This window comes from Pectobacterium versatile (assembly GCF_020166435.1).
Classification (GTDB): domain Bacteria; phylum Pseudomonadota; class Gammaproteobacteria; order Enterobacterales; family Enterobacteriaceae; genus Pectobacterium; species Pectobacterium versatile.
Map to the genome: position 1 here is coordinate 81169 of NZ_JAINZP010000011.1, position 26169 is coordinate 107337.

Below are 26169 nucleotides of genomic sequence, written 5' to 3' on the forward strand. Positions count from 1 at the left end.
GGTAGAGCTATTTATGCTGAGTTTTCTCTGGAATCTTGCCGCGTTTATCATCGCACTAGGTGTGTTAGTCACCGTCCATGAATTTGGGCATTTCTGGGTGGCGCGTCGCTGTGGTGTGAAGGTGGAACGCTTCTCTGTTGGTTTCGGTCGTGCATTATGGCGTCATCGCGATCGTACTGGTACGGAATTCGTGATTGCGCTGATCCCGCTTGGCGGTTACGTGAAGATGTTGGATGAACGTGTCGACACGGTAGCGCCAGAACTCCGCCACCAGTCATTTAACAGCAAAACGGTCTGGCAGCGTGCTGCTATTGTCAGCGCAGGTCCGATTGCCAATTTCCTATTTGCTATTGTGGTGTACTGGCTGGTGTTTATTCTCGGCGTGCCGAGTGTGCGTCCGATAGTGGGTGAAATACTGCCCAATTCCATCGCAGCACAAGCGGAAATGTCGGCGGGAATGGAACTAAAGTCAGTTGATGGTATCGAAACGCCTGATTGGGATACCGCGCGTCTTGCGATGATCGGAAAAATCGGTGATAGCGATGTTGTGATCGGAGCTGCGCTTTTGGGTTCCGATCGTGTCGTCCAGAAAACCCTGGATTTACGCGATTGGCAGTTTGAGCCTGATAAGCAAGATCCCGCTGCTTCGCTCGGGATTATTCCGCGGGGTCCACAAATTGAGCCTGTACTGAACCAGGTGCAAGCAGGATCGGCGGCAGAAAAAGCAGGTTTGCAAGTCGGGGATAGGATCGTTAAAGTCGACGGGCAGCTTTTAGCACATTGGCGTAATTTTGTCATCGCCGTGCGTGATAACCCAGGGCAGTCTATTGCTCTGGAGGTGGAGCGAAACGGCACAGCAATACCGTTGACGTTAACGCCAGACAGCAAATCTGTGGGAAGTGGCAGAGTTGAAGGGCTGGCAGGCGTAATGCCAAGCGTGACGCCACTGCCTGAAGAATACAGGACTGTGCGCCAGTATGGGCCGTTCAGCGCGATCTACCAGGCAACAGATAAAACCTGGCAACTGATGAAATTGACCGTCAGTATGTTAGGGAAACTGGTTATGGGTGATGTTAAGCTGAACAACCTGAGCGGTCCCATTTCGATTGCTCAGGGCGCAGGAATGTCAGCAGATTATGGATTGATTTATTACCTGATGTTTTTGGCCTTAATCAGCGTCAATTTGGGGATCATCAATCTGTTCCCTCTGCCGGTATTGGATGGTGGACACCTGCTCTTTCTTGCGGTTGAAAAGTTGAAGGGCAGGCCGGTTTCTGAGCGTGTGCAGGACGTTAGCTATCGCATTGGTACAGTATTGCTGATGTTGTTAATGGGACTCGCACTTTTCAATGATTTCTCTCGTCTCTAGGCGCGGGATTAGGTTAGGAAAAACGCATAACAACGATGGCGATCAAAAAGTTGCTCATAGCGTCGCTGCTGTTTAGCAGCGCAACCGTATACGGTGCAGACGGGTTCGTAGTGAAGGACATTCATTTCGAGGGCCTGCAAAGGGTTGCCGTCGGGGCGGCATTACTCAGTATGCCTGTCCGCGTTGGTGATACCATCGGTGACGATGATATCGGTAACACCATCCGTGCCTTGTTTGCGACCGGAAATTTTGAAGATGTTCGCGTCCTGCGCGATGGCGAAACACTGATTGTGCAGGTGAAAGAACGTCCGACAATCGCCAGCGTCACGTTTTCCGGCAATAAGTCAGTCAAAGACGACATGTTGAAAGAAAATCTGGAAGCCTCGGGCGTGCGCGTCGGTGAGGCGTTAGACCGCACAGCGCTCACCAGCATCGAAAAAGGACTGGAAGATTTCTACTACAGCGTAGGTAAGTATAGTGCGTCGGTTAAAGCCGTTGTCACGCCACTACCGCGTAACCGCATAGACCTGAAACTGGTCTTCACGGAAGGCGTTTCCGCCAAGATCCAGCAGATTAATATTGTCGGTAACAAAGCGTTCAGTTCCGACGAATTGATCTCCCGTTTTCAACTGCGTGATGAAGTGCCGTGGTGGAACGTGGTTGGTGACCGTAAATACCAAAAGCAAAAACTGTCTGGCGATTTGGAAACCTTACGGAGTTTCTATCTGGATCGCGGCTATGCGCGTTTCAACATCGATTCCACACAGGTGAGTTTGACGCCAGATAAGAAAGGCATCTATATCACCATCAATATGACGGAAGGAGAGCAGTATAAGCTGTCCGGTGTAACGGTGAAAGGTAATCTGGCTGGTCACTCTGCGGAAATCGAAGGATTGACGAAGATTGAACCAGGTGAACTCTACAACGGGACGAAAGTGACCCGAATGGAAGAGGACATCAAGAAGTTGTTGGGTCGTTATGGTTATGCCTATCCGCGCGTGGTAACACAGCCGGAGATCAACGACGCAGACAAGACGGTGAGATTAAACATCAACGTTGATGCCGGTAACCGTTTCTATGTGCGTCATATCCGCTTTGATGGTAACGACACGTCTAAAGACTCCGTTCTGCGCCGTGAAATGCGCCAGATGGAAGGCGCTTGGCTAGGTAACGATCTGGTTGAGCAGGGCAAAGAGCGTTTAAACCGTCTGGGATACTTTGAAAGCGTTGATGTAGAAACGCAGCGTGTTCCCGGCGTGGCCGATCAGGTTGATGTAACGTATAAAGTCAAAGAGCGTAATACGGGTACATTCAACTTTGGTGTCGGTTTCGGTACAGAAAGTGGCGTGAGCTTCCAGGCTGGGGTCCAGCAGGACAACTGGCTGGGAACGGGTAACTCCGTTGGTATCAGTGGGACTAAAAACGACTACCAGACGTATGTTGAGCTGTCACTGACTGACCCGTACTTTACCGTCGATGGCGTTAGCCTCGGTGGCCGCATATTTTATAACAAATTTGAGGCGTCTGACGCCGATTTGTCTGACTACACCAACGTGAGCTATGGCGTTGGCAGCACCTTGGGCTTCCCGATTAACGAGAATAACTCACTGCGTGTCGGTCTGGATTATGTACATAACGATCTGTCGGATATGAGACCGCAGGTGGCGATGTGGCGTTATCTGGATTCCGTGGGTGTTAATCCAGAGGTTGTTGCTGGTAATAACAACAAATCGAGTGCGGACTTCAAAGCGAACGATTTCTTCCTGAATACTGGATGGTCGTATAACAATCTGGACCGTGGTTACTTCCCGACGAAAGGAACGCGTGCGTCCGCGAATGCCAAGATCGCCGTGCCGGGTTCGGACAACGAATACTACAAACTGACGTTTGATTCGGCGAGCTACTATCCGTTGACCGACAGTGGCAAATGGGTGGTGATGGGCCGTACGCGAGCAGGTTTTGCGGATGGTATCGGTAGTAAAGAAGTGCCGTTCTATGACAACTTTTATGCCGGTGGTTCCAGTACGGTGCGTGGCTTCCAGTCGAATACGATTGGACCTAAAGCGGCGTATTACAACTGTGCTGTGGGTGCAACGTCGTATTCCGGTTGTCCGATTGATAAAACCAATCTGGATGATGCCGTGGGCGGTAACGCGATGGCCGTACTGAGTGCGGAACTGATCGTGCCGACGCCGTTCATCAGTGATAAATACGCGAGCTCCGTACGTACGTCCTTCTTTGTTGATGGCGGTACGGTATGGGATACCAACTGGAAAAATACACAAGAAACGATTGACGCAGGCGTACCGGATTACAGCAAAGCGAGTAACTTCCGTGTTTCCAGCGGTATCGCGTTGCAATGGATGTCTCCGCTTGGGCCATTGGTCTTCTCCTATGCCCAGCCGGTTAAAAAGTACGATGGAGACAAGTCGGAACAATTCCAGTTTAACATTGGCAAAACCTGGTAGTGTGACGTCAATAGATCGTATGCAGGGAATGTCGCATCATGATTCGTTGATATGAATAGTTCATGGACATGAATAGTTGAACATAAACTATTCATGTCATGTCATGTCATGTCATGACGTGATGCTCATAATTAAAGTGTTAAGACACAAATTAGGTTAGGTTGAGGAGTTTATAGTGAAAAAGTGGTTATGTGCCGCAGGCCTCGGTTTAGCATTGGCTGCTTCAGCCAGCGTTCAGGCTGCTGACAAAATTGCCGTTGTTAACGTTTCCAGCATTTTCCAACAGCTGCCGCAGCGTGAAACCGTTGGCAAACAGCTGGAAAACGAATTCAAAGGTCGTGCTTCTGAACTGCAATCGATGGAAAACGATTTACAGGGCAAGATGCAGAAATTGCAACGTGATGGTTCTACCATGAAAGCGAGCGATCGCAGCAAAATGGAAAAAGACGTCATGGCGCAGCGCGAGCAGTTCTCTACTAAAGCGCAGGCTTTTGAGCAGGACAACCGTCGCCGTCAGACTGAAGAACGTAACAAAATCCTGAGCCGTATTCAGGATGCGGTGAAAGCCGTTGCAACCAAAGAAGGTTATGATGTTGTGATTGACGCTAACGCTGTTGCGTATGTGGCCAATGCTAAAGACATTACTGCCGATGTGCTGAAACAGGTTAAATAAACCATGTATTCAATTCGACTGGACGCGTTAGCTCAACAGTTGGATGCACAATTACACGGTGATGGCGATATCGTCATCACCGGTGTTGCTTCTATGCATTCAGCAAAAACTGGGCAAATTACGTTTCTTTCCGACAGTCGTTACCGTGAACAACTGGCTGGGACGCAAGCGTCAGTGGTCGTGCTGACGGAAGCGGATTTACCTTACTGTCAGGTTGCGGCGCTGGTAGTGAAGAATCCCTATCTTACCTATGCGCGTATGGCGCAACTGCTGGATACGACGCCGCAGCCGGCAACCGATATTGCGCCGAGTGCAGTTATTGCGCCAGACGTGATGCTGGGCCAGAACGTGTCCGTTGGCGCAAATGCCGTCATCGAATCTGGTGCACAGCTGGGTAATGGCGTTGTCATTGGCCCCGGATGCTTTATCGGCAAAGATGCCCGCATTGGTGCTGGTACTCGTTTGTGGGCAAATGTAACGATTTATCACCGTGTTGAGCTTGGCGAGCATTGCTTGATCCAGTCGGGAACGGTGATCGGTTCTGACGGCTTTGGCTATGCTAACGATCGCGGCAACTGGGTGAAGATCCCGCAGTTGGGCACGGTCAGAATTGGCGATCGGGTTGAAATTGGTGCGAGTACAACCATCGATCGTGGTGCGTTGGATGATACGGTCATTGGCAATGGTGTTATCATTGATAACCAATGTCAGATTGCGCACAACGTCGTGATTGGCGACAATACCGCGGTCGCGGGTGGCGTCATTATGGCGGGGAGCTTGAAAATTGGTCGTTATTGCATGATCGGTGGTGCCAGCGTGATTAACGGGCACATGGAGATCTGCGATAAAGTGACGGTAACGGGAATGGGGATGGTCATGCGACCAATCACAGAACCTGGGGTATACTCTTCGGGCATTCCTTTGCAACCCAACAAAGTGTGGCGCAAAACTGCAGCGCTGGTGATGAATATTGATGAGATAAGCAAACGGTTGAAAGCCGTTGAACGAAAAGTCGATGACGTTTAATCACTCGCGTTTTATTTGCGGCCTGCCTGAAGACACCTAATTTAGGGTCTGCGCAGGCCGTGTTGTTGATGGCATCAGTTTTTATGGACAGGAAGAGTATTTTGACTACTGACACTCATACTCTGAATATTGAAGAGATTTTAGAATTATTACCGCACCGTTTCCCGTTTTTGCTGGTTGATCGGGTACTGGATTTTGAAGAAGGGAAGTTTCTGCGGGCGGTGAAAAACGTCTCTTTCAACGAACCCTTCTTTCAGGGGCATTTCCCGGGTAAACCGATTTTTCCTGGCGTGTTGATTCTGGAAGCCATGGCTCAGGCTACCGGTATTCTTGCGTTTAAAAGCGTAGGTAAACTGGAGCCGGGTGAGCTGTATTATTTCGCCGCTGTGGACGAAGCGCGCTTTAAGCGCCCCGTGCAGCCAGGCGATCAAATGATCCTTGAAGTTGAATTCATTAAAGAGCGTCGTGGCGTTGCACGCTTTAAAGGTGTTGCCAAAGTTGATGGCGAAGTGGCCTGTGAAGCGACAATGATGTGTGCTCGTCGTCGGGAGTCCTGATAACGTGATTGATCAAACCGCCTTTATTCACCCCAGCTCGATTGTTGAAGACGGTGCCATTATTGGTGCTGGCGTTCATATTGGCCCGTTCTGCTATATCGGTTCTCAGGCTGAGATCGGTGCGGGGACGGTGCTGAAATCACATATCGTCGTCAATGGCGTCACTAAAATTGGTCGCGACAACGAAGTCTATCAGTTCACGTCAATTGGTGAAGTGAATCAGGATCTCAAATATGCTGGGGAACCGACTCGCGTTGAGATTGGCGATCGTAACCGCATCCGTGAGAGCGTCACGATTCATCGTGGTACGTCGCAGGGCGGTGGGTTGACTAAAGTCGGTAGCGATAATTTGTTGATGATCAACACGCATATTGCACACGACTGCGTAGTAGGTAATCGCTGTATTCTGGCGAATAACGCGACGTTGGGTGGGCATGTTTCCGTTGATGATTTTGCAATTATCGGCGGGATGACCGCGGTACACCAATTCTGCATTATCGGTGCTCACGTTATGGTTGGTGGGTGCTCTGGTGTGGCGCAAGATGTTCCACCGTATGTTATCGCACAGGGTAACCACGCTACGCCGTTCGGCCTGAACATTGAAGGCCTGAAGCGCCGTGGATTCGAAAAAGATACCCTGCACGCGATTCGTAACGCGTACAAGCTTCTCTACCGCAGCGGTAAAACGCTGGACGAAGTGAAACCGGAAATTGAAGCGCTGGCGGCTGAACACCCGGCGGTGCAGGCGTTTACCGATTTCTTTGCCCGCTCCACGCGCGGCATCATTCGTTAATCCATGTCATCACGTCCTTTGACTATTGGGCTGGTCGCCGGAGAAACTTCCGGCGACATCCTTGGCGCAGGCCTGATCCGAGCGCTAAAAGAAAAGGTGCCGGATGCGCGGTTTGTCGGCGTTGCCGGGCCACGTATGCAGGCCGAAGGCTGTGAAACCTGGTACGAGATGGAAGAGCTGGCCGTCATGGGTATTGTTGAGGTGCTTGAACGGCTTCCTCGCCTGCTGAAAATTCGGCGGGATTTAACCCAGCGCTTTAGCGAACTTCAACCTGATGTTTTTGTGGGCATTGATGCCCCTGATTTCAATATCACGCTAGAGGGAAACCTCAAGCAGCGCGGTATCAATACTATTCACTACGTCAGCCCTTCTGTATGGGCATGGCGGCAAAAACGCGTTTTCAAAATAGGTAAAGCGACCAATCTGGTGCTGGCCTTCTTGCCTTTTGAAAAAGCGTTTTACGATCGTTTCAATGTCCCTTGTCGCTTTATCGGTCATACTATGGCTGATGCGATGCCGCTGCATCCCGATAAACTGGCAGCACGCGCGACGTTGGGTATTGCGCCTGATGTGCATTGTCTGGCGCTGTTGCCGGGCAGTCGCGGTGCAGAAGTTGAAATGCTTAGTGCAGATTTTCTCAATACGGCTGTGCTACTGCGCCAGCATTTTCCCGATCTGGAAATCGTGGTTCCGCTGGTCAACAGCAAGCGGCGTGAACAGTTTGAGCGGATAAAAAGTAGCGTGGCGCCCGATCTGCGCGTGCACCTGCTGGATGGGCAGGCACGTGAAGCTATGATTGCCAGTGATGCGGCACTATTGGCATCCGGTACGGCGGCGCTGGAGTGCATGCTGGCTAAATGCCCGATGGTTGTCGGTTATCGCATGAAGCCTTTTACCTTTTGGCTCGCACAACGCTTGGTCAAAACGCCGTGGGTGTCGCTGCCGAATTTGCTGGCTGGGCGCGAACTGGTGACGGAATTGCTTCAGACAGACTGTACGCCGGATAAGTTGGCTGCTGCGCTGCTGCCGCTGTTTGCAGATACGAAAGAAATGGCTGAGCTACGCACGACGTTTGCAGATTTGCATCAGCAGATCCGCTGTAACGCCGATGAGCAAGCGGCTCAGACGGTACTGGAATTAGTAAAGCCATGTTAGTAAAACCATCTAATAAAACCATGACTGAAATTTTTATTTATCCGCAGGCAACCTGTATCGCTGGCGTTGATGAAGTGGGCCGTGGCCCTCTGGTTGGCGCGGTCGTAACGGCTGCGGTGATTCTTGATCCAACTAGGCCAATTGTCGGGTTGGCGGATTCCAAACAACTGAGTGAAAAACGTCGGCTGTCGCTCTATGATGAAATCAAAGAGAAGGCGCTGGCATGGAGCCTTGGCCGTGCGGAACCGGAAGAGATTGATCAACTGAATATCCTGCATGCTACCATGCTGGCAATGCAGCGTGCGGTGGCTGGGTTGGCTATCGTGCCTGATTTTGTTCTCGTTGACGGCAACCGTTGCCCAGCCTTGCCGATGTCTGCTCAGGCGGTCGTTAAAGGGGATAGCCGTGTGGCAGAAATCAGTGCGGCCTCGATTATGGCGAAAGTCACTCGCGATCGTGAGATGGTCGAGTTAGATCAACGCTTCCCCGCTTATGGTTTTGCCCAACACAAAGGCTATCCAACGGCTTTTCATCTGGAGAAACTGGCCGCACTGGGTGCCACTGAGTTTCACCGTCGGAGCTTCGCGCCAGTCAAACGTGCATTAGGCCTGGCGTAAACATCATCATTAACTCTCGGTATGGCGTGCGCACGTAAGCGTGTCGTTGCCATGCTGACTAATCGATAAATTCTGGGATCTGGAGATGGCCGAACCACGTTTTGTTCACCTGCGTGTTCATAGTGACTATTCCATGATCGATGGGCTGGCCAAAGTCGGTCCGCTGGTAAAAAAAGCGGCGGCACTCGGTATGCCAGCGCTGGCGATTACCGATTTTACCAATCTGTGTGGGCTGGTTAAGTTCTATGGCAGCGCGCATGGCGCGGGAATCAAGCCCATTATTGGCGCAGATTTCTGTGTCGAAAGCGACGAATTAGGTGATGAGCTCGCGCATCTTACCGTTCTGGCAATGAATAATGCTGGCTACCAGAATCTCACGCTGCTGATTTCCCAGGCTTATCAACGAGGTTATGGTGCTGCTGGGCCGACGATTGACCGGGATTGGCTGATTGAGCATCAGGAGGGGCTGATTTTACTGTCTGGCGGCCGTCGGGGTGATGTCGGTCAATTTTTGCTGCGCGGTAACCAGACGCAAGCCGAACAGTGTCTGGCTTTCTATCAGGAACACTTCCCCCAGCGTTACTATCTGGAATTGATCCGCACGTCCCGCCCCGATGAAGAAAGCTATTTGCACGCGGCCGTCGAGTTGGCGACGAAGCACAGGGTACCCGTGGTGGCGACCAATGAAGTGTGTTTTATCAGCACCGATGATTTTGATGCTCACGAAATCCGCGTGGCTATTCACGACGGCTACACGCTTGATGACCCCAAACGTCCGCGTCATTACAGTCCGCAGCAGTACATGCGTTCCGAAGAGGAAATGTGCGAGCTGTTTGCGGATATCCCCGAAGCGCTGGCTAACAGCGTTGAAATTGCCAAGCGCTGTAATGTAACGATTCGCTTGGGTGAGTATTTCCTGCCGCAGTTCCCGACGGGCGACATGAGTACGGCAGATTTTCTGGTTCAGTGCTCGAAAAAGGGGCTGGAGGAGCGTCTCGAATTTTTGTTCCCCGATCCGGAAGTGCGCGCTGAGCGTCGGCCTGAATATGATGAGCGTCTGGACATTGAACTGGGCGTAATCAACCAGATGGGGTTCCCCGGCTACTTCCTGATCGTCATGGAGTTTATTCAGTGGTCGAAGGATAACGATGTGCCCGTTGGGCCGGGACGTGGTTCCGGTGCGGGCTCGTTAGTGGCCTACGCGCTGAAAATCACCGATCTGGACCCGTTGGAATTCGACCTGCTGTTTGAACGCTTCCTCAACCCTGAACGTGTCTCCATGCCTGACTTCGACGTCGATTTTTGCATGGAAAAACGCGACAAGGTTATCGATCACGTTGCGGAAATGTACGGGCGTGATGCGGTATCGCAGATTATCACCTTCGGTACGATGGCGGCGAAAGCGGTGATTCGTGATGTAGGGCGCGTGCTTGGGCACCCTTATGGGTTTGTCGATCGTATTTCAAAACTGGTGCCGCCCGATCCGGGCATGACGCTGGAAAAAGCGTTTGCTGCCGAACCGCAACTACCAGAAATTTATGAAGCCGATGAGGAAGTTAAGGCTCTCATCGATATGGCACGCAAGCTCGAAGGGGTAACGCGTAACGCTGGTAAACATGCGGGTGGGGTCGTGATATCGCCCACCAAGATTACCGATTTCGCGCCGCTGTATTGCGATGCGGAAGGGAACCATCCGGTTACCCAGTTTGACAAGAACGATGTGGAATATGCTGGGCTGGTGAAGTTTGACTTCCTTGGCCTGCGTACGTTGACCATCATCGACTGGGCGCTGGGAATGATTAACGCCCGCCGTGCGAAGCAAGGGCAGGAACCGATTGATATCGCGGCGATCCCGCTCAATGATAAGAAAAGTTTCGATATGTTGCAACGCTCGGAAACCACCGCGGTATTCCAGCTTGAATCGCGTGGCATGAAAGACCTGATCAAGCGTCTGAAACCCGACTGCTTTGAAGATATGATCGCACTGGTGGCGCTGTTCCGCCCCGGCCCGCTGCAATCCGGTATGGTGGATAACTTCATCGACCGTAAGCATGGCCGTGAGGCGATTTCGTATCCTGATATCGAGTGGCAGCACGAGTCACTTAAGCCCGTGCTGGAGCCGACCTACGGTATCATCCTGTATCAGGAACAGGTCATGCAGATTGCGCAGGTTCTGGCGGGTTATACGCTGGGCGGTGCGGATATGCTGCGCCGTGCGATGGGGAAAAAGAACCCTGTCGAGATGGCGAAGCAGCGTGGTGGCTTTGAAGATGGGGCCAAATCTCGCGGTGTGAACGGCGAACTGGCGGTTAAAATTTTCGACCTGGTGGAAAAATTCGCTGGTTACGGCTTTAATAAATCTCACTCCGCTGCCTATGCGCTGGTGTCTTACCAAACGCTGTGGCTAAAAGCGCACTATCCGGCTGAATTCATGGCGGCGGTGATGACGGCTGATATGGACAACACGGATAAAGTGGTGGGACTGGTTGATGAATGCTGGCGGATGGAGTTAAAAATCCTGCCCCCAGATATCAACAGCGGGCTGTATCACTTCCACGTGAACGACGATTGCGAGATTGTTTACGGCATCGGGGCGATTAAAGGCGTCGGTGAAGGTCCGATTGAGGCGATTATTGAAGCGCGTAATCAGGGCGGTTATTTTAGAGAGCTGTTTGACCTTTGCGCGCGCACGGACATTAAAAAGCTGAACCGCCGCGTGTTGGAAAAGCTAATTATGTCTGGGGCGTTCGACCGTCTGGGGCCGCATCGTGCCGCGCTGATGAATTCATTGGCTGATGCACTGAAGGCAGCAGATCAGCATGCGAAAGCGGAGGCTACCGGTCAGGTCGATATGTTCGGCGTGCTGGCCGATGCGCCTGAGCAGGTTGAGCAATCTTACAGCACCGTGCCACCGTGGCCAGAGCAGGTCGTGCTGGATGGTGAGCGGGAAACGCTGGGGTTGTACCTGACTGGTCACCCGATCACGCAATATATTAAGGAAATTGAACGCTATGCTGGTGGCGTGCGTTTGAAAGATATGCACCCGACGGATCGGGGTAAAATGACCACTGCCGTTGGGCTGGTGTTGGCGGCTCGCGTCATGGTAACCAAGCGGGGTAACCGTATTGGTGTCTGTACATTGGACGATCGTTCCGGTCGTCTTGAGATAATGCTGTTTACCGATGCATTGGAAAAATATCAGCATTTACTTGAGAAAGACCGTATCCTTATCGCCAGTGGACAGGTCAGCTTTGATGACTTCAGCGGCGGGCTTAAAATGACCGTCCGAGAGTTAATGGATATCAGTGAAGCGCGGGAAAAATACGCGCGCGGGCTTGCTATCTCGCTGACTGACAGGCAAATTGATGACCAGCTATTAAACCGTCTCCGCCAATCGTTGGAACCCCATCGTTCGGGGACGATCCCAGTGCATCTCTATTACCAGCGTGAAGATGCGCGCGCTCGGTTACGTTTCGGCGCAGCATGGCGTGTAACGCCTGCCGATGCGCTACTGAACGAGCTGCGCACATTAGTGGGTAATGAGCAGGTGGAACTGGAATTTGACTAATATAGGAATACTATGAGTCTGAATTTTCTTGATTTTGAGCAGCCGATTGCAGAGTTGGAAGCGAAAATTGACTCGCTGACTGCAGTCAGCCGTCAAGACGAAAAATTAGATATTAATCTGGACGAAGAAGTCCAGCGACTGCGTGAGAAGAGCGTTGAACTGACGCGCAAAATCTTCGCCGATTTGGGTGCCTGGCAGGTTGCGCAATTAGCGCGCCATCCGCAACGTCCTTATACGCTTGATTATATTAAGTATATCTTTACCGACTTTGATGAATTGGCTGGCGATCGTGCCTATGGCGATGATAAAGCCATTGTCGGCGGGATTGCCCGTTTGGAGGGGCGCCCGGTGATGATCATTGGTCATCAGAAAGGACGTGAAACCAAAGAAAAGATTCGCCGTAATTTCGGCATGCCAGCACCGGAAGGTTATCGCAAAGCGCTGCGCCTGATGGAAATGGCCGATCGTTTCAGGATGCCGATTATCACCTTTATCGACACGCCAGGAGCCTATCCGGGGGTTGGTGCAGAAGAACGCGGTCAGTCTGAGGCTATCGCGCGTAACCTGCGTGAAATGTCGACGCTGCGTGTGCCAATCATCTGTACCGTTATCGGTGAAGGTGGTTCTGGTGGTGCACTGGCTATCGGCGTGGGTGACAAGGTCAACATGCTGCAATACAGCACCTACTCGGTTATTTCACCGGAAGGCTGTGCGTCTATCCTGTGGAAGAGTGCGGATAAAGCGCCGTTGGCGGCCGAAGCCATGGGCATCATTGCGCCGCGTCTGAAAGAGCTGAAACTGATTGATACCGTGATCCCTGAGCCGTTGGGTTCTGCGCACCGTAATGTCCCAGCGATGGCAGAGTCTCTGAAAGCACAGCTGCTGGCCGATCTGCTCGATCTCGACGGCCTGACTGAAGAAGAGCTGTTGAACCGCCGTTATCAGCGTTTGATGAATTATGGTTACTGCTGATAAGGTGATTGTCTGATTGATGTATTATCAATCAGTCAATTCTGGCATTACCTTGAGAATCCGTTGTCAGAAATGACAGCGGATTTTTTGCTATGAGGGTTTGAAGCATGCTGAAGTTGCTCGATGTCCATCACATTGCGGTTATTGCCTCTGACTATGAACGCAGCAAGGCATTTTATTGTGATGTGCTGGGGTTTACGTTGAACAACGAGGTCTACCGTGAAGCGCGACAGTCTTGGAAAGGAGATCTCTCGCTGAATGGGCGTTATACCATTGAGCTCTTTTCTTTCCCTCACCCACCTGCGCGCGTGAGTCGTCCGGAAGCCTGTGGACTACGCCACCTTGCTTTTGCCGTGGCTAATGTAGAACAGGCCGTCGCCTCGTTGGAGCTGGCTTGCGTTATCTGTGAACCTGTCCGGATCGATCCTGAAACGCAGCAGCGCTTCACCTTTTTCTCCGATCCTGACGGCTTGCCTTTAGAACTGTATGAGATCTGATACCGTGGACCATACCGAACCTGTTGATGGATTGTTCCAGACGATCGTGGCGCAAACGGCCGGATGTGGGTCGATCCTGCTGGCCTACAGCGGCGGTCTGGACTCTAGCGTGCTCTTGCATTTGCTGGTGGCCCTGCGTCAGCGTTCTGGGCTACCCATCCGTGCGGCTTATATTCATCATGGTTTAAATCCGCTGGCCGATAGCTGGGCTGAACATTGTCACCAGCAGTGTGAACGCTGGCAGGTGCCGTTTGCCTCGCTGCCGGTGAAGGTTGAGGCGCAGAACGGCGGTATCGAAGCCGCTGCCCGAACAGTGCGTTATCAGGCTTTGCAAGCGCACCTGCAAGAGGGCGAAGCCTTGCTGACGGCGCAACATCTGGATGACCAAAGCGAAACCTTTTTACTGGCGCTTAAACGGGGCAGCGGGCCTGCCGGGTTATCTGCGATGGCGGCTCAAAGTATGCTGAGTCATCATCGTCTTGTGCGCCCGCTGTTAGGTATTTCTCGTTTGCAGTTGGAAGCGTACGCACAGCGGCATCAGCTTCAGTGGATCGAAGACGACAGCAATCAGGATGAACGTTTCGACCGTAATTTTCTACGTCGCCAGATCTTACCGCGATTGACGCAGCGCTGGCCGCATTTCCCCTCTGCCGTGGCACGTAGCGCCCAGCTTTGTGCCGAACAGGAACAACTGCTCGATGAGTTGCTAGAGGAATCATTGCAGGCGCTATGTCAGCCGGATGGCGCGCTGAGCATTGACGGTCTGGCGCCGCTGAGCCCGGTGCGTCGTTTTGCGCTACTGCGGCGCTGGCTGGCGCAGCAAGGAGCAACGATGCCTGCGCGTGAACAGCTACAACGGCTCTGGGATGAGGTTGCGACGAGCCGTCAGGATGCTGAACCTGTATTGCAACTGAATCAGATGCAGGTCCGCCGTTTTCGGCTGTATCTCTATTTGCTACCGCTGATGCCGTCACTAAAAGACCGCGTTATCCCGTGGAAATCGCCGTCATACCCACTGTCGCTACCTGATAATCTGGGCACGTTGTTGCTGGCCGATAGCGGTGTGGCGATTCGCGCACCGGAAAACGGTGAGGCGGTGAGTATTCGCTTTTCGACCAATGGAACCGTGCATATTGTCGGCAGAGCCCATGGGCGACAAATCAAAAAGCTCTGGCAGGAGTTGAATGTTCCGCCCTGGTGGCGCGACCGTACACCGCTGGTGTTTTACAACGAGCAACTGATTGCGGCGGTGGGGCGATTTGTCACGCGAGAAGGGCAGGCGAGAGAGAATCAGCCTGTATGGCACATTGTTTGGGGAAAATAAGTTTGGGAAAAATAAGCCAGGATAAAAAGCTTGAAGCAAAAGTGCTGAAATAAAAACGGACAACCTGTGTTGTCCGTTTTGGAAGTATTGATTCAGCGTTTGCCGCTAAATGAAAGGAGAAGTCTGTCAGGATTCGCTGACGACGACCTTCCCGATTTCAGGATGACTGAAACTGACGATGTGGTCGAGACGCAGCTCGCGCGTTGTGCCTGAGGCTTCAATCACCAGATATTCGACCTGCTTACGTGAGATCATATCACTGGCTTTACCGGTCACAACTTCACCATTGCGTAGTTCCAGCGTCAGCGTCAAATTCTGCTGACAAGTGGCTTCCAGGCTGTCGTAATCATCACAGTTGATGGGTTGATATTCATTACTCATTGACATAATCACTCACCAATAAGTTAGCGGCGGCAAAAGCGGCCTGTTCCCTGACGGAGGATGGCAACGCACCATTCGCGGCAATGCCATCCAGGGTTTTTAAAACACAACCCAGCGAATCGGGTATATAGCCCAGATCGCCACTGGCGATCTCTGCGTATAAGCGACGTACTAATTCACAGTATTCTTGCACTATATCCTCCCTTGAAAGCTTAGCTCGGTAGATATTCATGCATCATCACTAGCTGTGGTGCGCGATGTTGTAAGCCTACGAAGATAAACTCTATTTATCAAACCGACTATAGCATAGGCACTAACAGGATATCAGTAGTCCTTAGAGGCCTAATCTATCGGTTACGTGGCAGATATCACCTTTACTGTGAGGATGGCGCTAACTCAAGTAAACTAGGAGGGAATAAATACGAGGTCACTGATGGCATTAAAAGCAACGGTTTACAAAGCAGCAATCAATATTGCCGATATGGATCGGAATTTTTTTCACGACGCGAACCTGACGATAGCGCAGCATCCGTCTGAAACTGAGCAGCGCATGATGCTGCGGCTTTTAGCGTGGATCTGCCATGCTGATGAAAACCTGCGCTTTACCAAAGGGCTCAGCGCAGATGACGAACCGGAAATCTGGCGACGTAACGATACGATGGAGCTGGAACTGTGGATTGAGCTAGGCCTGCCGGATGAAAAACGGCTCAAGAAAGCCTGCAATCAGTCGCGTTCCGTCGTGTTGTACGCCTACAGCGAGCGTGCGGCACAGGTTTGGTGGAGCGCAATATCGGGCAAAGTCTCTGGGTACAAGAATCTTGCTATCCGATTTTTGGATGATAATCAGCTGGCTCAGCTTGCCGGACTGGTTCAGCGCACCATGTCATTGCAGGCAACGATACAGGAAGGCACGATCTGGTTGTCTGATGATAAGAATAGTCTGGAAATAGCATTTTCTGAGTGGAAAATCCCTCAGACTCAGGGATGATAACAGATTGGATATATTCCAGATCGTTGAGTCAGAACGATAAAAACAGGGCAGAGACGGCAGGAAAATAATGATGAAAAAACTGGCTATCGGTGTGCTGTTGATTGCAGGGATTTCTGGGTTGATCGGGTGTCATACCCGCTCGCAAGTTCAGGAAGAACCCCTTAAACCAATGGCGCAAAGTTATCGTGGCGTTTTACCCTGTGCGGACTGCGGAGGGATTGATACGTCACTGTTTTTGGAAAAAGACGGGACTTTTGTTCTGCGTGAACAGTATCAAACGACGCGAGAGGGCAACAACACGTTTGCTTCCTATGGGCAATGGCGACGCACCGCAGACAAGCTGGTGTTGACGGATAGCGCGGGCGAAAAACGTTACTTCCGCCCAGTTGATAACACCCTTGAAATGCTGGATCAACAAGGGTTGCCCATCAATTCTTCTCTCCCTCGCCAACTGACGGCGACCGAGCAGGCATTGCCGGATACGCCGATGTCGATGAAAGGCATGTACCGCTATCTGGCAGATGCTGCGACCTTCTCTGACTGCGCGACAGGGAAAACGTTTGTTGTGGTAAATAATATTGTGCTGGAAAGGCAGTATCTTCGCACGATGACAGCTCCGGGTGAACCTGTGCTGGTTTCCTTTACCGCGCATTTTGCTATTGTCCCGTCGATGGAAGAAGGGCAGATGGTGAAAGCGGTGGTCCCTAACAGCAGCGATAAAGCACATATGAACGCGCGTGAAAACTGTGATATGCGGATCGATTGATACAGCGTTAAAAAGAAAAGGCACTGATTTCAGTGCCTTTTTGCTATCGATTACGCGTTAAAGCATTTTCTTTAGCTGATACAGCCAGTCCAGCGCCTGGCGTGGCGTGAGTGCATCCGGATCAATGGCTTCCAGCGCTTCAATCGCCGGCGACGGCTCATCATTGCTCAGCAGAGCCAGCTGCGCGCCGTCAATATGACTGGATGACGCATTATTCGATAACGTTTCCAGCTCTTTCAGTTTCTGGCGTGCGCGCTTAATCACCTCTTTCGGGACACCAGCCAGTGCGGCGACGGCAAGACCGTAACTTTTGCTGGCTGCGCCGTCTTGTACGCTGTGCATGAAGGCGATGGTATCGCCGTGTTCGCGCGCATCTAAATGCACATTCACTACGCCTTCCATTTTTTCCGGCAGAGTGGTCAGTTCAAAGTAGTGCGTTGCAAACAGCGTCATCGCTTTGATGCGGTTCGCCAGATTTTCGGCACAGGCCCATGCCAGCGACAGGCCGTCATAGGTTGAGGTTCCGCGGCCGATTTCGTCCATCAATACCAGACTGTTTTCCGTGGCATTGTGCAGAATATTCGCCGTTTCTGTCATTTCCACCATGAAGGTAGAGCGGCCAGAGGCCAGATCGTCCGCGGCTCCTACACGAGTGAAAATACGATCGACGGGGCCAATGACCGCCTGATCCGCAGGCACAAAGCAGCCGATGTGCGCCATCAGCACAATCAGTGCGGCCTGACGCATATAAGTACTTTTACCGCCCATGTTGGGGCCGGTGATAATCAGCATGCGACGCTGTGGTGCCAGCGACAGAGGGTTAGAGATAAACGGTTCACGAAGCACCTGTTCGACGACAGGGTGACGACCGCCCGTGATTTTGATGCCGGGTTTATCACTCAGCGTCGGGCAGACGTAATTCAGCGTATCGGCGCGTTCGGCCAGATTCGTCAGAACATCCAGTTCGGCCAACGCGGCTGCACTTTGCTGAAGCTCGGCTAGATGAGGCAGCAGCAGGTCGAAAAGCTCATCGTAGAGCGCTTTTTCCAGCGCCAGCGCCTTGCCCTTCGAGGTCAGAACCTTGTCCTCGTACTCTTTTAGCTCGGGAATGATATAGCGTTCGGCATTTTTCAGCGTCTGGCGACGTACATAGTGAATCGGCACCAGATGGCTTTGACCACGGCTGACCTGAATGTAATAACCGTGCACGCCGTTGAAGCCGACTTTCAGCGTATCAAGCCCCAGCTTTTCACGTTCACGAATTTCCAGACGGTCCAGATAATCGCTGGCACCGTCAGCCAGCGCGCGCCACTCATCCAGCTCTGCATGGTAGCCCGGTGCGATAACGCCGCCGTCACGTACCAGCACGGGCGGTGCTTCGACAACCGCGCGTTCCAATAAATCACGTAACTCATCAAATTGCCCAATCAGGCTGACCAGACGACGCACGGAATCGGTATCCAGTGGCGCAAGCTGTTCACGAATATCGGGAAACTGCTGGAAAGCGTGGCGCATACGTGCCAGATCGCGTGGGCGTGCCGTGCGCAACGCGAGTCGCGCCAGAATACGCTCCAGATCGCCGACCTGTCGCAGAGAGGGTTGCAGATCGGGCGTGATGTACTGCAACGCGCTGATAGCCTGCTGACGTTGTTTGAGTGCCTCAATATCGCGGCTGGGCATATGAATCCAGCGCTTCAGCATCCGGCTGCCCATTGCCGTCACGGTGCAGTCCAGCACCGCTGCCAGCGTATTTTCCACCCCGCCGGACAGATTTTGCGTCAGTTCAAGGTTACGGCGGGTGGCTGCATCCATGATGATGCCGTCTTGCTGGCGTTCCATCGTAATGCCGCGAATATGCGGCAGCGAGGTGCGCTGGGTGTCTTTCGCGTATTGCAGCAGGCATCCGGCTGCCCGTAGCGCAAGCTTCGCCTGCTCTACGCCAAAGCCGGTCAGATCGCGGGTGCCAAATTGTAGATTGAGCTGCTGGCGTGCCGTATCAGGTTCAAATTCCCACAGCGGACGACGACGAAGCCCATGGCGAGTTTCTATCAAATCCATGGACTCAAAGGATTCGGGGTAGAGTAATTCCGCTGGGTTAGTGCGCTGCAGTTCGGCCGCCATGGTTTCACGATCGGCGGGTTCACTGACACGAAAGCGCCCAGAACTGATGTCCAGAGTGGCATAACCGAATCCCCGTCCGTCCTGCCAGATCGCTGCCAGCAGGTTATCCTGCTTTTCCTGCAATAGCGCTTCGTCGCTGATGGTTCCTGGCGTGACGATACGTACAACTTTGCGTTCTACCGGACCTTTGCTGGTGGCTGGATCGCCAATCTGTTCGCAGATAGCGACGGATTCACCCATTTGCACCAATCTGGCAAGGTAGTTTTCAACGGCATGGTGAGGAACGCCAGCCATCGGTATCGGTTCACCAGCGGAGGCACCGCGCTTCGTCAGCGAAATATCCAGCAGTTGGGAAGCCCGCTTGGCATCGTCATAGAACAGCTCGTAAAAATCGCCCATGCGGTAAAACAGCAGGATTTCCGGATGTTCAGCCTTTAACCTAAAGTACTGCTGCATCATTGGTGTGTGGGCAGTGAAATCCTTGTCGGTAGAATCTTTCATATTGATTTTACTCAGTCTTAACGCTTTTGTTCGTTCAGGTGATGGCACTGGGTTTGATGGCAAACCTTACTGATGGCGCGTCACCTGAGCATTTAAATGGAATGCCAGAAGTATACTGGCTGGCAGATGAAAAACATCACCCGCGAATGCGCTATCTTACCATTGATGGCTGCGATTTGACGTCATGGCGACGTTACCAGACTGAGACAGGGATGCGTATCCGATTTTTCTACGATTACTCAAGTACGCGAGGCGGCTCGCAGGTTTACCTGATGTATTAATTCAATAAAGCGAAGGTTGAATACAATCGAATTACTCTGGCTGTCGTGATACGAAACCATAACGCGTAGCCATCAGTGCCGGTAATATACGAAGCTATTTAGCTTTGCATTAATTTTTTAATAGAGCCAATAATCAGGAAATATTAACAAGTATGTGGAGCTAAAACGTGTTTTATCACATATCTAGGTATTAATATTTGCCAGTATTAAATTTAACGGTATTCTTGTTTTATCTTCAATATCACCTAAAAAATCCAGGTAAAAGAATGTTAGAAACAAATAGATTGATTTTGCGACAATGGCGTGATGATGACTATCCCATTTATAAAAAACTGGTTTCAGATCCTGACGTTATGAGGTATTTCCCAGCAATGCTTTCTGAACAGGAGTGCTATAGCCAAATCGAAAGACTAAAGAATATTATTACTGTTAGGGGATGGGGCTCATGGGCTGTAGAGTTAAAACATTCCGGTGAGTTTATCGGTTTTGTTGGACTACATGAACAAGATGCTCAGAGTGGTATACCCCACGCGCCATTGATAGAAATCGGTTGGCGTTTATTGTCCCAGTATTGGGGGGAAGGTTATGCGACTGAGGCCGCAAAAAGAGCCCTAAAATTTTCTTTTGATGAGCTTCAACTTTCGGAGATTTATTCTTATACAACATTAGCTAATAAACAATCACGGAAAGTTATGATTAGAATTGGAATGAAAAAAACTGGGGAGGAGTTTATTCATCCTAGCTTTGAAAAACGTCCTGACCTTGAACGTCACACTCTCTATAGAATCACAAGAGATCAATGGATTAAAATAAATTAAATCAGTATATTAATTTATGTAATATCATATCTTTTAAAAGGATGTCATATATGTTTTATGATTTCGATATTTTTATTGATAGGCGAGAGAGTAATTCACATAAATGGGCTGATGAGGTTACACATAATGCGTTTCCGTTATCATTAGCTGACATGGATTTCATTGCTTCACCTGCTATATTGAATGCACTATCAAATAAAGTTAAACATGGGGTTTTTGGTTATTCTCAGGTTCCAGATGTGTATTATCAATCAATTATAAGTTGGTTTGAAAGGCGTTATCACTATCACATTAAAAAAGAATGGATACTATATACAACGGGTATTTTACCCGCAATATCAGCAACGCTTAAGGCAATAACCCATCCTGATGATAAAATCATTGTTATGGAACCAGCATACAATCGATTCTTTACCAGCATAACAAATGCTGGATGCCACAAAATTTCCACTTTATTAAAATATTCGAAAGGTAAATACACCATCGATTTCAACGATCTTGAACGATGTGCAGCTGATATATCGACCAAAGTACTTTTGCTTTGCAATCCACATAATCCGACAGGGAGAGCATGGTCGAGAGACGAATTAATTAGAATAGGGGATATTTGTTACAGGCATGGTGTAATAGTCATCTCCGATGAGGTTCATTGTGATTTCGTTTACAAGGAAATAAATCATGTTCCTTTTGATAGCATGCCTGAAAATGCAAATTGTCTCTCAATTATATGCGTTTCACCGAGTAAAGCATTCAATCTCTCTGGCCTGAAAATAGCTAATATAATTATTAAAAACATCACAATTAGATCCTGCGTAGAGAAACAACTTAGAGTAAATGATGTTAGTGATATCAATGTATTCGCAATTGATGCTCTTATTGCTGCATATAATGAGTCAGAACAGTGGCTAGAATTTTTAAAACTTTACATTCATAAGAATTATATTTTACTAACTAATATGTTTAACAAATATCTTCCATGTTGTACTATCACTAATCTGCAGGCAACATTTCTATGTTGGATAGACTGCTCGTCCTTAAATTTAAGTAGTGATACTATTTGCAAAATACTTCGTACAGAAGCTGGCGTAATTGTAAACAGTGGATCTCTATATGGAGAAAGTGGAAACGGATTTATAAGAATTAATATTGCCTGCAAGAAAAAAGACCTGTCTATAGCCTTGTTAAAAATAATTAGAGTCTTAAGAAGGTTGAGAAGTAAAAGTTCCATATGAATATTTACTTTAAACATTCACTCTCAAACCGAATATACTCATCCTTATACATAAATGAACAAAGTAGCATAAATAAAGTAAAAATAACAAGCACAATGATAGTGGTTTCAACACCCATTAAACTCAGCATATATCCAGCACCTAGACTACCTGCACCTGCACTTAACTTAATTAAAGTTCCGCTTATTGCTGATATTCTTGCTGCTAATTCTAAGGGCATTTCTTTTATAGTGAAAATATTATAACTAACATTCCATACCCCGCCCAAAATGGCCTTGAGAACAAATAGGGAGAAAATTCCAAGAGGAGAGTCAATAATAATGAAACCAGAGAAAATAGCTACTCTAAAAATATTTATATATAACACAATAGTCCGTAATGGAATGTTGTCTATTAGTTTTTTAGACATCAGACTACCAACAATCCCCCCCACTCCAAGACCTGAAAGTATCAGCCCAGTAATTTCGAAACCAGCATTCTTCTCACTCAAGGAGAAAATGACTGATAAGTATAACACAGGGTGAAGAAGGTTGTTAATTGAAGTCAATATTATCATTAAAGAAAATAATTTGTTTTTCTTTAGCCATTTAATCGCATAAGAAACATCATCCTTTAAGTAAACTTTATTTTTATCTTTAGATAGAGATTCTTGGATTTTTATTTTTGATAGTAAGAAAAGTGAAAAAATAGAAATGATACCGACTATTAAATAAGGAGTGAATAAGTTTATTGAAATTAAAAAACCACATAACACCGGTGCCAGTAATTGTACCGATCTCGTGCGTATTTCATATGTAGATAATGCATTAGCTGATTGTTTGTTATTCAATAATGACTTAAGTACAACAGGTTCAGCCACTTCAGTAAATACCGTAAATATTCCAAATAAAAATGAAATGGAAACTATAAACACTAAGTTTAATTCTTTTGATAGAAATAAAATCAAAGCGAGGGAGAATGCAATAAATAACCTTCCATATTCACCTATCTTTAATGTTTTAATTTTACTTCCTTTTTCAATAAACGTTGATGATGCTATTTTAACGATTATAACTGGAAGGAAAAAAGAAAAAATACACCAACTAACCTCAATAGGTGAAAACCCTAGTGCAAGCACTAATAAAGGTAGAGTTATGTGAAAAACCTCAATACCTAATAATGAAAGAGCAGAACTCCCAATAAAGAAACCAAAAATATTATTCATGATATACCTTTTTTATTTTATATGTTCATAATTTAAACTTTTTTAAAATAAGAAGAGTCCCATCCTCTCAGTGCATCACCATCTATCAGGTGAAACTCATAATCAACATCCTGCTTAATCGCACATGATGCAATAGATAAAATATCATATATATTACATCCCATTGAGGATAAAAGATTATAGACGTCCTCCCATCCAGTTACATCTCCTGATTCTATTTTCTCCTTTAGGGCATAGATATTATTTTTTTGAACGTTCCCTGAAGCGAATGATAGTACATTTGACCATGCCTTATTAAGGCTGAAATCATATTTAGGATGTTGGTTTTCTAGATTATCAATAAGTATATTTATGTTTTCTAAGTTAGTTGGATTTTTTTCCTTTAGAGACTGGTATAAACTGACTCTCTCTGAATTAGAGAAAAGGATACCAATTTCCCTAATGATATCTGCAGGTTCATCAGGTATATGAAAAAAACGTATTACACCATTAGGTATTTTAATAATGCTACGTAATGATTCTGCAGTACGAAGTCTTTCTTCTGATGCGCCTTTTAGTTTATGAAGCCTTGCACTTGCAGGCATCGATATTTCTCTTGATGTATCTTCAAAAAATAATACAAGCGCATCACCCAGACAATATAGATGATCAACCAGGCACATTCTATCAATTGTGGCTTCACTATATTGATAGCGCCATGTTTCTCTTATTTTGTGTCGATTATACTTTACCGAGAGCCCTAGTTTTATTCTAAAATCATATTTTTCAATCAAGCGGATAACATCCATAGCTCTCCTGGCTGCAAAAACCTCAGGTTTAAGGACAACAACGGCTGTCCGAGTAATAATATTAAGAAACTGGTCGCCGAGTATTTGATAGCCATCAAAATAGCTTTCTCGAAAATATGTTTCCGTTGAAAAGCTATTTTTCTTGGAACCAAATATTGTAAATGACTTCCATTCTTTGTCTGTAGGCTTTTGGTTTATTTTAATACTCATTGTAATTATTCCTTATCACATATTAATTAATGCAACATCTAAGAAATTCATCAGCTATTATTTCATCTATTGGAGAGCGTAACCATTCCATGTGCCACTGAACCCCATACACAAAAGATGCGTTTGGATATCTTATAGCCTCAACCGTGCCGTCACTCGCAGTGCATTCAATATTAAGTCCATTGCCCAGAATGGACACTCCCTGAGTGTGAAGGGAGTTAACATGACATATATCCGACACTTCACTGCCAGAACATAAACGCTTAATAAGAGAGTTATCACACAGAGAAATACTGTGTGTTGGTGCATATTTTTCATAAAGTGAAGGGCTTTTTTTTGCTCTGTGATCTATTCTCCCTGGAATTTTATGTAATTCTTTATATAAATCACCACCAAAAAAAACATTAATTTCTTGAAAACCACGGCAGACACCTAGAATGGGTTTGTCAACCTTTAAAGCGTATTCAATTAAACTCATCGCAGTATAATCACGAGCTAAATCATTGATGCCATTTGTATCTTCCTCAAGAAATCCATTTATTCCTTTTGTATCCTTTCTTAAGGAAACATTACTTGGCGATCCTGGTAAGAAAACCCCATCAATCCTATCAATAATATTTTTCGCATAGCATGAATCAAAACATGTTGACATAGCAGGTATGAGTAGTGGTACTGCGTTCAATTTTTTTTTGATAAAATCCAGATAACTTTTAAAAACAACATGATGTAGATCCGAATCATCATCAATCATTCTTGCACAGCAAAGAACGCCGATAACTGGAGTTTTCATATAATCGTACCATCAATAAAATTGATCGTTGACCATGACGAGGTTTTGGAATACGCCTTCATACGATATTCAATTTCTACATGCTCATACTTTTCATGACAATGATCTTTTTCATTACTTAACCAATTCATTACTTGTAAAGTTGTAGGAAAGTATTTATCTTCCGTTTTTTCAAAAAATTGTGCTGAAAGTGAATATATCTCATCAATAAAATCTACTGTGTCTAATATGTATTGATTGATTGATGAGACGTTTTTGCACAAAAACAATTCAATAAATCTATCACGAATAGAGCTTTCAACATTGAGTTGTTTTAAGCGCGTTAAGATCCATTTCCTTTTATAGTCTGTATTTCCAATCAAACAGAGATAAGCTAACATTTGTTTTATTAGGTTCTCTCTTGCCAGATCAAAACATCTTTCTAGTTCACCTTTTTTCCAAGCACCAGAAATATCGAGTAAGTCTGAGAAATCGGAAGCATTCAGGCGATATAAATAATATCGCATAATAGATTGATTAAATCCTTCACGAAGATTTTTAAACCCAGGTTCATTATAGATGCAGATACAATGATGAATTCTATGAATGAACGAAAGATGTCTTTCAGGCATCTCTTTTGTTAAGAGAATATGATTGCTCATAGCATAATTATAGTTATCAATCAGCGTTTTTTGCATGGTTTCTAATTCGCTGAAAGTTTTAAATTCCACATCAACTTTAATTCCGGTTTTCTCAACGGGAAGATGAATAAGTAAAATATCTTCATCATCACCATCCTTGAGTATTTCTTTTGTTGTGCTTATCACTCTGAAATATTTAGATATATCCATTTTTTTGGATTTTTTATACCTATCAGTGATTACATAAATATCGATGTCTGAATATTCATTTCCTATCCCCTCAACCAGCGTACCTGATGCAATGATAATATCATTGGGTAGCAGTCCAAGAGGTTCAATGTAAGAATTTAGATCAATGGATATTCCATTCGGCAACATAAAATCGAAGCATGTGTTTTTCATACACTACCTTTTATTTGTTTATTTTCATTCTCCTAAAAATCTATG

Annotated in this window: 24 protein-coding genes; 17 read left to right on the top strand and 7 right to left on the bottom strand. The window is 47.8% G+C overall.

Features of this window, described 5'->3' with window-relative positions:
* The first annotated feature begins 13 nt into the window (after nucleotides 1-13).
* The 12 genes from rseP (at nucleotide 14) to tilS (ending at nucleotide 15019) form a co-directional block, all read left to right on the top strand.
* Nucleotides 14-1369: a sigma E protease regulator RseP gene (rseP, locus tag K7X24_RS14090; protein WP_224555404.1), complete on the top strand. Its 1356-nt coding sequence runs from the start codon at nucleotides 14-16 to the stop codon at nucleotides 1367-1369.
* A gap of 35 nt (nucleotides 1370-1404) precedes the next feature.
* Nucleotides 1405-3837 (top strand): outer membrane protein assembly factor BamA, encoded by a 2433-nt coding sequence (gene bamA, locus K7X24_RS14095; RefSeq protein ID WP_224555406.1) that lies wholly within the window; start codon nucleotides 1405-1407, stop codon nucleotides 3835-3837.
* Between the two features lie 175 nt (nucleotides 3838-4012).
* Nucleotides 4013-4510 (top strand): molecular chaperone Skp, encoded by a 498-nt coding sequence (gene skp, locus K7X24_RS14100; protein ID WP_103861163.1) that lies wholly within the window; start codon nucleotides 4013-4015, stop codon nucleotides 4508-4510.
* A 3-nt stretch (nucleotides 4511-4513) separates the two neighbouring features.
* Nucleotides 4514-5536, top strand: a complete 1023-nt coding sequence (gene lpxD, locus K7X24_RS14105) for a UDP-3-O-(3-hydroxymyristoyl)glucosamine N-acyltransferase (protein ID WP_224555408.1) — start codon at nucleotides 4514-4516, stop codon at nucleotides 5534-5536.
* 83 nt (nucleotides 5537-5619) lie between these two features.
* Nucleotides 5620-6093 carry a 3-hydroxyacyl-ACP dehydratase FabZ gene (gene fabZ, locus K7X24_RS14110; RefSeq protein ID WP_224555453.1) on the top strand — a complete coding sequence of 158 codons (474 nt, stop codon included), beginning with the start codon at nucleotides 5620-5622 and terminating at the stop codon, nucleotides 6091-6093.
* A 4-nt stretch (nucleotides 6094-6097) separates the two neighbouring features.
* Nucleotides 6098-6886 carry an acyl-ACP--UDP-N-acetylglucosamine O-acyltransferase gene (lpxA, locus tag K7X24_RS14115; protein WP_224555410.1) on the top strand — a complete coding sequence of 263 codons (789 nt, stop codon included), beginning with the start codon at nucleotides 6098-6100 and terminating at the stop codon, nucleotides 6884-6886.
* 3 nt (nucleotides 6887-6889) lie between these two features.
* Nucleotides 6890-8041 (top strand): lipid-A-disaccharide synthase, encoded by a 1152-nt coding sequence (lpxB, locus tag K7X24_RS14120; protein ID WP_224555412.1) that lies wholly within the window; start codon nucleotides 6890-6892, stop codon nucleotides 8039-8041.
* Between the two features lie 20 nt (nucleotides 8042-8061).
* A complete protein-coding gene (gene rnhB, locus K7X24_RS14125; protein WP_224555454.1) occupies nucleotides 8062-8658 on the top strand; it encodes a ribonuclease HII in 597 nt (198 codons plus the stop codon).
* An 85-nt stretch (nucleotides 8659-8743) separates the two neighbouring features.
* A complete protein-coding gene (gene dnaE / locus K7X24_RS14130; protein WP_224555413.1) occupies nucleotides 8744-12226 on the top strand; it encodes a DNA polymerase III subunit alpha in 3483 nt (1160 codons plus the stop codon).
* Nucleotides 12227-12238: 12 nt separating this feature from the next.
* Nucleotides 12239-13198 (top strand): acetyl-CoA carboxylase carboxyl transferase subunit alpha, encoded by a 960-nt coding sequence (gene accA / locus K7X24_RS14135; protein WP_224555415.1) that lies wholly within the window; start codon nucleotides 12239-12241, stop codon nucleotides 13196-13198.
* Between the two features lie 107 nt (nucleotides 13199-13305).
* Nucleotides 13306-13695, top strand: coding sequence for a VOC family protein (locus K7X24_RS14140; protein ID WP_224555417.1), 390 nt, complete (start codon nucleotides 13306-13308; stop codon nucleotides 13693-13695).
* Nucleotides 13685-15019 carry a tRNA lysidine(34) synthetase TilS gene (tilS, locus tag K7X24_RS14145; protein ID WP_224555419.1) on the top strand — a complete coding sequence of 445 codons (1335 nt, stop codon included), beginning with the start codon at nucleotides 13685-13687 and terminating at the stop codon, nucleotides 15017-15019. The genes K7X24_RS14140 and tilS overlap by 11 nt, the downstream gene beginning before the upstream one ends.
* Nucleotides 15020-15145: 126 nt before the next feature.
* On the opposite strand, the gene rof is transcribed toward tilS, so the two are convergent.
* Nucleotides 15146-15406 carry a Rho-binding antiterminator gene (gene rof, locus K7X24_RS14150; protein ID WP_029367608.1) on the bottom strand — a complete coding sequence of 87 codons (261 nt, stop codon included), beginning with the start codon at nucleotides 15404-15406 and terminating at the stop codon, nucleotides 15146-15148.
* Nucleotides 15393-15593 (bottom strand): YaeP family protein, encoded by a 201-nt coding sequence (locus tag K7X24_RS14155; RefSeq protein WP_224555421.1) that lies wholly within the window; start codon nucleotides 15591-15593, stop codon nucleotides 15393-15395. The genes rof and K7X24_RS14155 overlap by 14 nt, the downstream gene beginning before the upstream one ends.
* 240 nt (nucleotides 15594-15833) lie before the next feature.
* Between K7X24_RS14155 and K7X24_RS14160 the strand changes: the two genes are divergently transcribed.
* Both K7X24_RS14160 and nlpE read left to right on the top strand, forming a co-directional pair.
* A complete protein-coding gene (locus K7X24_RS14160; protein WP_039483887.1) occupies nucleotides 15834-16388 on the top strand; it encodes a YaeQ family protein in 555 nt (184 codons plus the stop codon).
* Nucleotides 16389-16461: 73 nt separating this feature from the next.
* A complete protein-coding gene (gene nlpE, locus K7X24_RS14165; protein ID WP_224555423.1) occupies nucleotides 16462-17157 on the top strand; it encodes an envelope stress response activation lipoprotein NlpE in 696 nt (231 codons plus the stop codon).
* Nucleotides 17158-17214: 57 nt separating this feature from the next.
* On the opposite strand, the gene mutS is transcribed toward nlpE, so the two are convergent.
* Nucleotides 17215-19779 (bottom strand): DNA mismatch repair protein MutS, encoded by a 2565-nt coding sequence (gene mutS / locus K7X24_RS14170; protein WP_224555425.1) that lies wholly within the window; start codon nucleotides 19777-19779, stop codon nucleotides 17215-17217.
* Between the two features lie 56 nt (nucleotides 19780-19835).
* On the opposite strand from mutS, the gene K7X24_RS14175 reads away from it, so the two are divergent.
* The 3 genes from K7X24_RS14175 (at nucleotide 19836) to K7X24_RS14185 (ending at nucleotide 22110) form a co-directional block, all read left to right on the top strand.
* Nucleotides 19836-20060, top strand: a complete 225-nt coding sequence (locus K7X24_RS14175) for a hypothetical protein (RefSeq protein WP_224555427.1) — start codon at nucleotides 19836-19838, stop codon at nucleotides 20058-20060.
* A 266-nt stretch (nucleotides 20061-20326) separates the two neighbouring features.
* On the top strand, nucleotides 20327-20878 hold the full coding sequence (locus K7X24_RS14180) for a GNAT family N-acetyltransferase (protein WP_224555429.1): 552 nt from the start codon (nucleotides 20327-20329) through the stop codon (nucleotides 20876-20878).
* Nucleotides 20879-20928: 50 nt separating this feature from the next.
* A complete protein-coding gene (locus tag K7X24_RS14185) occupies nucleotides 20929-22110 on the top strand; it encodes a MalY/PatB family protein (RefSeq protein ID WP_224555431.1) in 1182 nt (393 codons plus the stop codon).
* A 4-nt stretch (nucleotides 22111-22114) separates the two neighbouring features.
* On the opposite strand, the gene K7X24_RS14190 is transcribed toward K7X24_RS14185, so the two are convergent.
* The 4 genes from K7X24_RS14190 to K7X24_RS14205 are packed head-to-tail and all read right to left on the bottom strand — an operon-like array spanning nucleotide 22115 to nucleotide 26124.
* Nucleotides 22115-23314, bottom strand: coding sequence for an MFS transporter (locus K7X24_RS14190; RefSeq protein ID WP_224555432.1), 1200 nt, complete (start codon nucleotides 23312-23314; stop codon nucleotides 22115-22117).
* Nucleotides 23315-23346: 32 nt separating this feature from the next.
* The gene (locus K7X24_RS14195) at nucleotides 23347-24312 is read right to left on the bottom strand and encodes a nucleoside-diphosphate kinase (RefSeq protein WP_224555434.1); all 966 of its coding nucleotides are present in this window, start codon (nucleotides 24310-24312) and stop codon (nucleotides 23347-23349) included.
* A 22-nt stretch (nucleotides 24313-24334) separates the two neighbouring features.
* Complete coding sequence (locus K7X24_RS14200; protein WP_224555436.1) at nucleotides 24335-25102, bottom strand: gamma-glutamyl-gamma-aminobutyrate hydrolase family protein; 768 nt, start codon at nucleotides 25100-25102, stop codon at nucleotides 24335-24337.
* Nucleotides 25099-26124, bottom strand: a complete 1026-nt coding sequence (locus K7X24_RS14205; protein ID WP_224555437.1) for a hypothetical protein — start codon at nucleotides 26122-26124, stop codon at nucleotides 25099-25101. Before K7X24_RS14205 ends, K7X24_RS14200 begins: the two co-directional genes overlap by 4 nt.
* Nucleotides 26125-26169 lie beyond the last annotated feature (45 nt).

Coding starts and splice junctions, on each gene's coding strand:
- nlpE (WP_224555423.1), top strand. CDS start 16,462: ATGAAAAAACTGGCTATCGGTGTGCTGTTGATTGCAGGGATTTCTGGG.
- lpxD (WP_224555408.1), top strand. CDS start 4,514: ATGTATTCAATTCGACTGGACGCGTTAGCTCAACAGTTGGATGCACAA.
- rnhB (WP_224555454.1), top strand. CDS start 8,062: ATGACTGAAATTTTTATTTATCCGCAGGCAACCTGTATCGCTGGCGTT.
- accA (WP_224555415.1), top strand. CDS start 12,239: ATGAGTCTGAATTTTCTTGATTTTGAGCAGCCGATTGCAGAGTTGGAA.
- fabZ (WP_224555453.1), top strand. CDS start 5,620: ATGGACAGGAAGAGTATTTTGACTACTGACACTCATACTCTGAATATT.
- K7X24_RS14175 (WP_224555427.1), top strand. CDS start 19,836: ATGGCAAACCTTACTGATGGCGCGTCACCTGAGCATTTAAATGGAATG.
- dnaE (WP_224555413.1), top strand. CDS start 8,744: ATGGCCGAACCACGTTTTGTTCACCTGCGTGTTCATAGTGACTATTCC.
- mutS (WP_224555425.1), bottom strand. CDS start 19,779: ATGAAAGATTCTACCGACAAGGATTTCACTGCCCACACACCAATGATG.
- K7X24_RS14185 (WP_224555431.1), top strand. CDS start 20,929: ATGTTTTATGATTTCGATATTTTTATTGATAGGCGAGAGAGTAATTCA.
- K7X24_RS14140 (WP_224555417.1), top strand. CDS start 13,306: ATGCTGAAGTTGCTCGATGTCCATCACATTGCGGTTATTGCCTCTGAC.
- K7X24_RS14205 (WP_224555437.1), bottom strand. CDS start 26,124: ATGAAAAACACATGCTTCGATTTTATGTTGCCGAATGGAATATCCATT.
- K7X24_RS14180 (WP_224555429.1), top strand. CDS start 20,327: ATGTTAGAAACAAATAGATTGATTTTGCGACAATGGCGTGATGATGAC.
- lpxB (WP_224555412.1), top strand. CDS start 6,890: ATGTCATCACGTCCTTTGACTATTGGGCTGGTCGCCGGAGAAACTTCC.
- rof (WP_029367608.1), bottom strand. CDS start 15,406: ATGTCAATGAGTAATGAATATCAACCCATCAACTGTGATGATTACGAC.
- K7X24_RS14160 (WP_039483887.1), top strand. CDS start 15,834: ATGGCATTAAAAGCAACGGTTTACAAAGCAGCAATCAATATTGCCGAT.
- K7X24_RS14190 (WP_224555432.1), bottom strand. CDS start 23,314: ATGAATAATATTTTTGGTTTCTTTATTGGGAGTTCTGCTCTTTCATTA.
- bamA (WP_224555406.1), top strand. CDS start 1,405: ATGGCGATCAAAAAGTTGCTCATAGCGTCGCTGCTGTTTAGCAGCGCA.
- rseP (WP_224555404.1), top strand. CDS start 14: ATGCTGAGTTTTCTCTGGAATCTTGCCGCGTTTATCATCGCACTAGGT.
- K7X24_RS14195 (WP_224555434.1), bottom strand. CDS start 24,312: ATGAGTATTAAAATAAACCAAAAGCCTACAGACAAAGAATGGAAGTCA.
- tilS (WP_224555419.1), top strand. CDS start 13,685: ATGAGATCTGATACCGTGGACCATACCGAACCTGTTGATGGATTGTTC.
- K7X24_RS14200 (WP_224555436.1), bottom strand. CDS start 25,102: ATGAAAACTCCAGTTATCGGCGTTCTTTGCTGTGCAAGAATGATTGAT.